The organism is Rhodopseudomonas sp. (assembly GCF_048594845.1).
Classification (GTDB): Bacteria; Pseudomonadota; Alphaproteobacteria; order Rhizobiales; family Xanthobacteraceae; genus Rhodopseudomonas.
Genome location: NZ_JBMDXE010000003.1, coordinates 1 through 9,970, shown reverse-complemented (window position 1 = coordinate 9,970; position 9,970 = coordinate 1). Strand labels below are relative to the sequence as shown.

General features: G+C 65.5%; 9 protein-coding genes and 1 pseudogene. 3 read left to right on the top strand and 7 right to left on the bottom strand.

The annotated features are described in order from the left end of the window. Both ACOJTD_RS00110 and nifH read right to left on the bottom strand, forming a co-directional pair. Positions 1-202: pseudogene (locus ACOJTD_RS00110) on the bottom strand (nitrogenase iron-iron protein, alpha chain); the annotation flags it as partial. 49 nt (positions 203-251) lie between these two features. Next, complete coding sequence (gene nifH, locus ACOJTD_RS00105; RefSeq protein WP_420130919.1) at positions 252-1,079, bottom strand: nitrogenase iron protein; 828 nt, start codon at positions 1,077-1,079, stop codon at positions 252-254. A 706-nt stretch (positions 1,080-1,785) separates the two neighbouring features. Between nifH and ACOJTD_RS00100 the strand changes: the two genes are divergently transcribed. From ACOJTD_RS00100 to ACOJTD_RS00090, 3 genes are all read left to right on the top strand, one after another. Then, entirely contained in the window at positions 1,786-3,417 is a 1,632-nt protein-coding gene (locus ACOJTD_RS00100; RefSeq protein ID WP_420130918.1) for a sigma-54 interaction domain-containing protein, read from the top strand. Positions 3,418-3,525: 108 nt separating this feature from the next. Further along, the gene (locus tag ACOJTD_RS00095; RefSeq protein WP_420130917.1) at positions 3,526-3,999 is read left to right on the top strand and encodes a winged helix-turn-helix domain-containing protein; all 474 of its coding nucleotides are present in this window, start codon (positions 3,526-3,528) and stop codon (positions 3,997-3,999) included. Positions 4,000-4,047: 48 nt separating this feature from the next. Continuing rightward, positions 4,048-4,800: a type 1 glutamine amidotransferase gene (locus ACOJTD_RS00090; RefSeq protein WP_420130916.1), complete on the top strand. Its 753-nt coding sequence runs from the start codon at positions 4,048-4,050 to the stop codon at positions 4,798-4,800. A gap of 8 nt (positions 4,801-4,808) precedes the next feature. Here the strand turns inward: ACOJTD_RS00090 and ACOJTD_RS00085 are convergent, their stop codons facing one another. From ACOJTD_RS00085 to ACOJTD_RS00065, 5 genes are all read right to left on the bottom strand, one after another. Beyond that, positions 4,809-6,197, bottom strand: coding sequence for a vWA domain-containing protein (locus ACOJTD_RS00085; protein ID WP_420130915.1), 1,389 nt, complete (start codon positions 6,195-6,197; stop codon positions 4,809-4,811). Next, positions 6,197-7,144 (bottom strand): AAA family ATPase, encoded by a 948-nt coding sequence (locus ACOJTD_RS00080; protein WP_420130914.1) that lies wholly within the window; start codon positions 7,142-7,144, stop codon positions 6,197-6,199. The genes ACOJTD_RS00085 and ACOJTD_RS00080 overlap by 1 nt, the downstream gene beginning before the upstream one ends. Beyond that, the gene (locus tag ACOJTD_RS00075; RefSeq protein WP_420130913.1) at positions 7,141-8,217 is read right to left on the bottom strand and encodes an acyl-CoA dehydrogenase family protein; all 1,077 of its coding nucleotides are present in this window, start codon (positions 8,215-8,217) and stop codon (positions 7,141-7,143) included. Before ACOJTD_RS00075 ends, ACOJTD_RS00080 begins: the two co-directional genes overlap by 4 nt. Positions 8,218-8,316: 99 nt before the next feature. Beyond that, positions 8,317-9,192 carry a formate/nitrite transporter family protein gene (locus ACOJTD_RS00070; protein ID WP_420130912.1) on the bottom strand — a complete coding sequence of 292 codons (876 nt, stop codon included), beginning with the start codon at positions 9,190-9,192 and terminating at the stop codon, positions 8,317-8,319. An 18-nt stretch (positions 9,193-9,210) separates the two neighbouring features. Then, positions 9,211-9,970, bottom strand: a 760-nt coding sequence (locus tag ACOJTD_RS00065; protein ID WP_420130911.1) for a catalase-related domain-containing protein, incomplete at its 5' end; no start/stop codon positions are given.

Here is a 9,970-nt window from a genome sequence, read left to right as displayed (position 1 = left end):
TGTGAATCACGTCCTTCATCGGCGTACCGATCACGTGCTTGGCGCCGCAATAGGCGCAGCCGCGCTCGGAGATCGATCCGGGGATGGTGTTGAGATAGCCGAGCGGCAGCGCGGTCGCGAGATTATCGCCGGCGCCCTTGGTGACGGCGTGCTTCTGGCGTTCGGGGAGACATTTCGAACAGTCGAACTCGTGATATGGCATCTTGGTGTCCTCGTGCGGGAAGTACGCCGTCAGGCGCGGGGTGCGCAGGTCAGTCCATGAGGCCGTATTTGACGACCATCGATTCGAGCTGATCCATCGTCAGCGGCTTCGGAATCACGAAGTCCTTGTTGTCGATGATCGCGGCGCCGAGCTGCTTGTATTCGAGCGCCTGATCGGCCTCGGGATCGAACTCGGTGACGGTCTTCTTGTTGAACTCGGCCTTCTGCACGATGTTGTCGCGCGGCACGAAGTGGATCATCTTGGTGCCGATCGCCGCGGTGAATTCCTCGAGGAACTCGCGCTCGCCGTCGACCTTGCGGCTGTTGCAGATGATGCCGCCGAGCCGCACGCCGCTCTGCTTGGCGTATTTGACGAGGCCCTTGCAGATGTTGTTGGCGGCGTAGATCGCCATCATTTCGCCGGAGGCGACGATGTAGACCTCCTGCGCCTTGCCGTCGCGGATCGGCATCGCGAAGCCGCCGCACACCACGTCGCCGAGCACGTCGAAGAAGATGAAGTCGAGATCATCGGTGTAAGCCTTGTTGGCTTCCATCAGGTCGATCGCGGTGATGACGCCGCGGCCGGCGCAGCCGACGCCCGGCTCGGGACCGCCGGATTCGACGCAGCGGATGTCCTTGAAGCCGCTCTTCACGACGTTCTCGAGCGTCACCTTCTCGGCGCCGAGCGTGCGCAGCGTGTCCATCACGGTGTCCTGCGGCTTGCCGCCGAGGATCAGGCGGGTGGAGTCCGCCTTGGGATCGCAGCCATGAATGAAGATGTTCTTCTCGTGATAGTAAGCGAGCGCCGCCGCCGTGTTCTGCGTGGTCGTCGACTTGCCGATGCCACCCTTGCCGTAGATTGCCACCTTGCGGGTCATGGTCCGAAGCTCCTGCGATGAATTGACCGGGACGATGAGTGATCCATCGCCTCGGCAGCAGGAACAGCAACGACCATGCCAGTGAGCACGTGCGAGCCATGATCTTGCGGAACTAACAAATCGGTTCGAAATAACTCCGTTGATCACGATGGCTGTAATTCGCTGCGTGCGATGCCGAGAACGTCGTGGAGCGCACGGCGTCCGCCGTCGCGGAGCATGTGAATCGTTGACGAATCTCGACGCGGCCTCGGCGTGATGAGTGAGCCGGCGTGACGCGTGTTTCGGAGAACCGATCAGTCCGCCCGGTAAAAACGTTCGAGCGCGTTCGTTTCGGATTCAGAACCGACGCCGATGTGCATTTGCGGCCCGGCGCGAATCGATCAGCCAAATGGACGGATCGGTCATTTTCACCGATCGGAACGTGCCTGCGGGTACGATTTGATGGTGTTAATCGGACTATAGCGCTGGCTCGCGTTGATGCGAGCGCATCGCAGGCCGTACCCGCTGCGCTGACGGAGAAGACGCCCTGTACCACAGCGCCTCATGACGCCGCCGCGAACGGAGGACTCGATCAGGTCGGGAAGCAGACATTCACCGATTGTCCGTTTTCGAACAATAACGCTATCTAGTAAAATCAATTAGTTAGCGTTTTTAGATGGTGGCATCGATATTGCTCAGCCGAAGCTGTGCAGCCGAGGCGATTGCGATGAGCCGGAACGAAGTCGTCCAAGTCGAGGTCGAAGATCTCTCCGAAGAATTCAGCCACTGCTTCACTGGCGAGTGCCGCGTCAACGTGCTGCCGCTGCTGTGCCGCGTCAGCAAGATCATCACCGAATGCGAGGATCTGGCGAAGACGCTGAAGCTGATCCTGTCGATCATGCGGACGCAGCTCCGGGTGCATCGCGGCGTCGTCACGCTGTATGACCGCGAATCCCAGACCATCTTCATCCACCAGAGTTTCGGCCTGTCGGAGGACCAGAAGGCGCGCGGCATCTACGCGCCGGGTGAGGGCATCACCGGTCAGGTCGTAGCGTCAGGCAAGACCATCATCGTGCCGCATCTGCGCGAGGATTCGCGCTTTCTTGACCGCACCAGGGCGCATGCCGACGCGTCGGCCAACACCGCTTTCGTCTGCGTGCCGATCGTGCATGCCGGCAAGGTGCTCGGCACCATCGGGGCCGAGCGCAGCTACCGCAATCGTCGCCTCCTGAAGCAGGATGTCGACGTCTTGTCGACGATCGCCTCGATGATCGCTTCGGCGGTCGAACTGTATCTCCTGGAGAATGTCGACAAGGTTCGGCTGGAAAACGAGAATTCGAGGCTGCAGAGCGAACTGAAGGAGCGCTTCAAGCCGTCCAACATCATCGGCAACTCTAAGCCGATGCAGGCGGTGTACGACCTGATCCAGAAGGTGGCGTCGACCAAGACGACGGTGCTGATCCTGGGCGAGAGCGGCGTCGGCAAGGAACTGGCCGCCAACGCCATCCACTACAACAGCGCCAGCGCCGCAGGACCGTTCATCAAGTTCAACTGCGCGGCGCTGCCGGAGAACATCGTCGAGAGCGAACTGTTCGGTCACGAGAAGGGCTCGTTCACCGGCGCAGTCGGCATGCGCAAGGGCCGGTTCGAACTCGCCGACGGCGGCACGATCTTTCTCGACGAGGTTGGCGAGCTCAGCCTGCCGATGCAGGCCAAGCTGCTGCGGGTGCTGCAGGAGCGCACCTTCGAGCGCGTCGGCGGAAATCATCCGGTCAAGGTCGATCTGCGCATCATCGCCGCCACCAACCGCGACCTGCTCGACATGGTGGCGAAGGGCAGATTCCGCGAGGACCTGTACTATCGGCTCAATGTATTCCCGATCACCATGCCGCCGCTGCGCGATCGCGGCAGCGACGTCATCCTGCTGGCCGATCATTTCGTCGCGCGCAGCGCCGTCGCGGCCGGCAAGGAGGTCAAGCGGATCTCGACGCCGGCGCTGAACATGCTGATGGCCTATCACTGGCCCGGCAACGTCCGCGAACTGGAGAACGTCATCGAGCGCTCGGTGATCATGTCGGACGACGGCGTGATCCACGGCTACAATCTGCCGCCGTCGCTGCAGACCTCGGGCGAAAGCGGCACCGATTTCGGCTGCAGCCTCGAAGCCAAGGTGGAGGCGGTCGAATACGAGATGATCGTCGAGGCCCTGAAGACGCATCACGGCAATACGACCGAGGCCGCCAAGGAGCTTGGTTTGACGCGGCGCGTGCTCGGGCTGCGGCTCGATCGCTACGGTATCGACTATCGCGTGTACAGGCGCTCCTATCTGGCCAAACAGGCCGCCAAGGTGAAGCCGTGACGGCGACGATCTTAGCCGAATGGAGCAGGGACCAAGGCGGCGGCGCCGCAGCATCATCGGACGGGTCCGGAACCGATCTGCCGAGACGTTCGGCCTGAGGAGGCGATGATGGACAAGACCGATCTAAGCCTGCAGCTCCGCATCGTTCCGATCATCGGTCCCGGCAAGGTGCAGCTTCTCGAAGCGATCGAGCGCTTCGGCTCGATCTCCGGCGCGGCGCGCAGCATGGGGATGGCCTATCCGAACGCCTGGAAGCTGATCGACGATCTCAACGGCCATTTCCGCGCGCCGCTGGTTGACCGCGTCGTCGGCGGCAAGCGCGGCGGCGGCGCGGCGCTCACCGAGAATGGCCGCGCGGTGCTGAGCATCTTCCGGTCGATGCAGGCCAAGGCGCGGATCCTGCTGGCGTCCGATCTGGAAGCGCTGAGCTATCTGCTGGCGCCGAGCGCCGCAGAGGCCGGGTGTCCGATCGTGGAGCGCGCACTGGAGCCGGCGGAGTGTGAGGGCGATCCGGACGCTGCCGGGCGTGAGGCCGGCGCGATGCCGGTGCGTTTGCGGCCGACCGCGCGGAGCTGCGGATAAGGCCGCGGGCGACGTCGCGCCGATGCAGGACCTGTGAGAGAATAAGCGATGACGATGACGAACAGCACAGCCTCCACGCCGCGCCTGTTGGTGTTTCAGCATCTGGATGTCGAGCATCCCGGCATCTTTCGTGATTTCTGGCATGAGGCCGGGATTGCCTGGGACGCCGTCGAGCTGGATGCCGGCGAGCCGATCCCGGCACTGGAAGACTACGCGGCGCTCGTGGTGATGGGCGGTCCGATGGACGTCTGGGAGGAAGATCAGCATCCCTGGCTGGTCGCCGAGAAGGCCGCGATCCGCCGCTTCGTGCGGGATCTGCGACGGCCTTATCTCGGCATCTGTCTTGGACACCAGCTGCTGGCGGCCGCGCTGGGCGGCGAGGTGCGGCTGGCGGCGCGGCCCGAGGTCGGCCCGGGCGTGGTCGAGCTGACCGAAGCCGGCGCGGCCGATCCGCTGTTTGCCGGCTTCTCCAATTCCATCGACACGTTTCAGTGGCACGGCGCCGAGGTCGCGGCGCTGCCGGAGGGCTGTGACGTGCTGGCCCGCAACGCCGCCTGCGCGGTGCAAGCGTTTCGGTTCGGCCGCGCTGCCTACGGGCTGCAGTATCACGTCGAACTCACCGAGCTGACCGTGCCGCAATGGCAGCGCATTCCCGCCTATGCGGCCTCGCTCGAAGCCGCGCTGGGACGCGATCGCGCGGCGAATCTTGCCGAAGAAACCGCCGACCTGCTTCCCGGCTTCGCCCGCAGCGCAAGGCGCCTCAGCGACAACTTCCTGAGAATGCTCGCGGCGCCGGCGTAAGCCGCGCGCTATTGATACGCCGCCACGATATCCGACACCGCGCGCTCGAGCTGCTTGGCCGTGGCGCATTGCCGGACGACGTTGCAGAACGGGGCGTAGCGGGGCATTTCGCTGTCGCCCCAGCCCCAGCCCATGCGGCCTTCGGGATTGAGCCAGACCACGCGCTTGGCGCGTTCGGAGATCTCGCGCAGCAGGTCGGTGCGCGGATCGAGATTGTTGGTGCGGGCGTCACCGAGCACGATCACGGTGGTCTTCGGCGTCACGCTGCGCAGATAGCGCTTCTCAAAATCGGCGAAGGAATTGCCATAGTCCGACGAGCCGAACCCGACCTTGGACATGATCTCGCGCATCGCCGATTCCGGCTCCTGCTTGTCGAGAATGTCGCTGACTTCGATCAGATGGCCGGAGAACGCGAAGGAGCGGACGTCGTCGACCACTTCGTGCAGGCTGTGGATCAGCAGCAGGAAGAAGTCGGAGACCTGCGCCACCGAGCCCGACACGTCGCAGATCGCCACGATCTTCGGCCGGTCGCGATGCCGGCGCTTCCATGCGGTGAGGAACGGCACGCTACCCCAGGCGGCGTTCTTGCGGATGGTACGGCGGACGTCGAGATGGCCGCGGCGCTGCCGCTTGCGCGGCTTGGAATAGCGCTCGCGCAGCCGGCGGGCGATGGCGCGGATCAGCGCCTTCATTTGCTCCACCTGACGTCGTTCCAGCCGCGCCAGCGGCGCATTGCGCAGGATCTCGTTGCGCAAATTCTCGGTCTCTTCGCGGCCGTACAGCACCAGGGCCTGCGACACCATTTCGCGCACGCTGTCGCGCAGCCCGTCGAGCGCGGCGGCGAGCCGCTCCGCCTCGGCCGGGTTGGCGCTCTTCAACGCATCGAGATCGTCGCGCAGCCGGCCGATGCCGAGCGCCTCCATCATGCGGCCCTGAAACAGCCCGCGCTGGGTGAAGTAACGAATGTTCGATAGCTCGGCTGCGCCAGCAGCGCCCGACAGCGCCGCCGCGACCGCGCTGCGGTCCTGCCCGAGCAGCATCTGCGCCAGCTCGCCTAGCTCCGGCTGCGCCGAACCGTCGCCGCCGCCCTGGCCGGGCGCGCCCGGCGAACTAGTCTGCCCCTGCGACTCCGAAGATTGGTCGGACGAGGCCTCGTCGCTCTCCTCCGGCGGAGGCGGCGGCTCGGGGCGGCTGAAGAAGAGGTCGAAGCATTCGCCGAGCGCCTGCTTTTCCTCCTGGGTCTTGGCCAGCGTCACCAGCAACGTGTCGCGCAGCAGGCCGCGATCGGCGAAGCCGACCTGCGTCACTGCGCGCATCGCATCGATACTTTCGGCCGGCGAGACGCGCACGCCGGCGCCGCGCGCCGCCCGGAAGAAGCGGTGCAGCTCCTCGCGCATCAGCCGAAGGTGCCGGAGCGCCCGGCCTTGGCGACGAAGCCGGCGACCTGCGGGGTGGCGGTCTCGATATCGGCCTCGTACTTCAACAGGACGTTGAGCGTGTCCTTGACCGTCTGGTGGTCGAGCTCGGTGGATTGCAGCAGCACCAGCACCCGCGCCCAGTCGATCGTCTCGCTGACCGACGGCAGTTTCTTCAGGTCCAGCGCGCGGAGCTGGTTGATGAAACCGACCAGCTGCTTGCGCAGCGTTTCCGAGGCTCCGGGCACGCGGCTCTCGACGATGCGCTCTTCCAGTTTCTGCTCCGGAAAGCCGATATGCAGATGCAGGCAACGCCGCTTCAGCGCATCCGACAGATCGCGCTCGCCGTTCGACGTCAGCAGCACGATCGGCTTGACGGCGGCGCGGATGGTGCCGAGCTCGGGGATCGCGCCCGGATAGTCCGACAGGATTTCGCGCAGCAGCGATTCGAACTCGGCGTCCGACTTGTCGATCTCGTCGACCAGCAGCACACAGCCCTTCGGTTGCTCCAGCGCCTGGAGCAGCGGGCGCGGCTCAACGAATTCCTTGGAGAAGAACACGTCGCCGAAGTCATGCAGCTTGTCGAGCGCGGCCGACAGCGACTGCGCGTCGCCGAGCACTTCGCCGAGCTTGTCCTTGAGGATCTGCGTGTACAGCAGCTGCTTGGCGTATTTCCATTCGTACAGCGCCTTGGCCTCGTCGAGGCCTTCGTAGCACTGCATCCGGATCATCTTCAGGCCGCGCCAGGCGGCGAGCGATTTGGCGAGTTCGGTCTTGCCGACGCCGGCCGGGCCTTCGACCAGGATCGGCTTCTCGATCCGCTCGGCCAGATAGATCGCGGTGGCGATCTGGCGGCTGGCGATGTAACCGACCGATGCGAGGCCCGCGGTGACGGCGTCGATGGATTCGATCGGCAGGTCGTTACTCATGCTTGAGGTTCGCTCCAGAGGGATTGGCCGAGGCTAATCTGCCGCTGCTTGCGCGGCTCGCGCGCGACATTCGCCAGCACGTCATAGGCCGCCAGCGCGCGGCTGACGCGTTCGTCGGCGCGGGCGACGGCGAGATGCGCGCGGATGTCGTCTACGATGCCGGCGGCGAGCGCGCGCACGCCGATCAGCCGCGCCGGCACCGGCGGCGTGCCGTCGTCGAGCGCAGCCACCGCGGCGCGGCTGGTATCAGCGGCGAGCGTGGCCAGCCCTTCGAGACGGCCGAGCCGCAGCGCGTGGTCGTCGGTGAGTTCGGTGTGAGTGGCGGCAGCGCGCACCAGCCAGGCCAGAAAGCCCGCGCTGCTGGCGCTGCCGAGCGTGTCCTCGATATCGCGGAACGGCAGCGCCATCGCCGGATAGGCGTCTAGCATGTCGCCGATCTGCGCCGAGGCCGGCACGGTGCAGTTCTCCAGGCTGAGTTCGCAATGCGACGCCGGCTTCAGCACGTCGAGCGACGGCACCGGCGTCATCGTCAGCCCAGGCGTATCGCGCGGCACGACGAACAGGCCATAGCGCTTGCGGCCGTCCTGCGTGCCGGTGATCGCCAGCACCAGGAAGATATCGGCGACCGGCCCGTTGGTGATCCCCGCCTTGCGGCCGTTGATCACCACCTCGTCGCCGCGATGCTCGGCGGTGGTCTGCAGATGTTTCGGATGTGCGCCGGCGCCGGGCTCGGAGATCGCGACCGCAGCCCAGCAGCGGCCCGCGGCGATACGCGGCAGCAGATCGGCGCGCTGCGCCTCGCTGGCAAAGCGGCCGATGAAGAAACGCGCAATCAGTTGCCGGCCCGCGAAGGCGGTGGCGAGGCCGAGGTCGCCACTCGCTGCGACAATGGCCTGCTCGGCCTGGGCGATTGCTGCAAAACTGTCGAGCGAACCGTCGCCGCCCGGCAGACCGATGTCGAACAGGCCGGCCGCGCCGAGCGTCTCGAACGGCGCGCGGCTGTGCTCCGCCGCATCGATCGCGCGCCAGCGGTCGATCCGCTGGCTGACCTGTTCGCTGGTTCGTTGCAGCATGCGTTGATCGCGTCCTTGGGGTCCCTGCTGGTTGTCTAGAATAACCGCGCCGAGGCCGCGAGCGGATTTTTTCCATTCCGTCGAGCGGAATGGAGCCTGTCAGTCGATCTCCTTCATCACCTGCGCGTAGGCCAGCAGCGCAAACAGCGCGGTGCCGCCGATGATATTGCCGACCAGCGCCGGCAGCAGGAAGCCGGTCGTCACCTCGAGCGAACTCGCCGCGCCGTTCAGCACCAGCATGAACGCCTCCATGCTACCGGCGACAATATGGGCAAAGCCGCCGACCGAAATCAGCCAGGTCATCATCACGATCACGCCGAGCTGACCGCTTTCCGCGCTCGGCAGCAGCCACACCATCGTGGCCATCAGAAAGCCGGCCGCGATGCCTTTGAACGCGGTGCCGAACGCACCGTGGCTGAGGATCGCCCGGCTGATCTCGATCATCTCGGCTTTCATCTCGGGAGAGAGCGCCGGCGTCAGGCTGCAGAATGCCGCGGCGAACAGCGTGCCGGCCAGATTAGCGAGCAGCACGATGGCCCACAGCCGCGCGGCGCGGCCGATATTGCCGGCACTCGGCTCGGCCATCACCGGCAGGATCACCGTGACGGTGTTCTCGGTGAACAGCTGCTGCCGCGCCAGCACCACCATGACGAAGCCGACCGAGTAGCCGAGGCTGGTGATCAGCGGCCGCCATGGCGCGTCGGGAATATGCTGCTGCAGGATCGCCTGCGCGAGCAGCGAGAAGCTGATCGACAGACCCGCGGCGAGGCCTGACCACCACAGCGAGGTGAGCGGGCGAACCATCTCTTCCTCGCCGGTGCGCCGGACAATCTCATAGATCACCGGCGTGCGCGGACTGGAGCGCGCCTCGACGTCCTCGACTTCACGGTCGGAAATACGCGCCCGCGACGCAGACGAATCTGCATCGCGGGGCTCGGCCGCGTTTTCAGCGGCCAGTCGGGTGTTGTCGGTCATCGGTCGGCCAACGCCGTCTCAGACCACATGCACCGTCGGCTCACGCTCCCAGAAGCGGAGTTGCGTACAGAGTTCGAGGAAGCGTTCGGCGTCCTTGGCGCCGCCGAGACTCATTACGCCGCCGTCCGGCTCGACGCCGGCCTTCTCCAGCAGCGGCGCCGCCTCCTTGGTGGTGGCGATGAATTTGGCGTGCGCGAACGCGTCAGCGACGAAATCGCGCGCAGTCGCTTCCTGTTGCAGTTGCAGGCCACCTTCTTCGGACAGCAGCACCGCGACCGCATCATACAGCACCGAGGGGCCGCCATTGATCTTCTGCTTGGCCGGCCGCTCCTTGCCGTCGGACGCGGTGAAGCCGCCGACCTTCGGGGCGATGAGTTCGACCATCGCGCCGTGTTGCTTGGCTGCCGCCTCGAGCGCCGCCAGCAGCTTGGCGTCGGCGCCATCGCTGACCAGGATGCCGAGCTTGCGGCCCTTGAAGCTGCCCGGCGCATTCTTGATGATGCTGAGCGCGGGCGAGGGCGGCAGGTCGGTGATCGGCTTGCGGGCCGGCTCGGCGGCCGTCGGCAGCTTCATGCCGAGACCATCGGCGACCAGCTGGGCGAGCCCCTTGTCGACATTGACCAGATGCGAAACCACACGGGCGCGGATCTGAGGCGTCTCGACCTTGCTGAGTTCGAATACGAACGCGTCCTTGATATGCGTCTGCTCGGTCTCGCTCTGGCTGACGTAGAACTGCCGCGCCTGGCTGTAGTGATCGGCGAACAACTCGCCGCGGGCG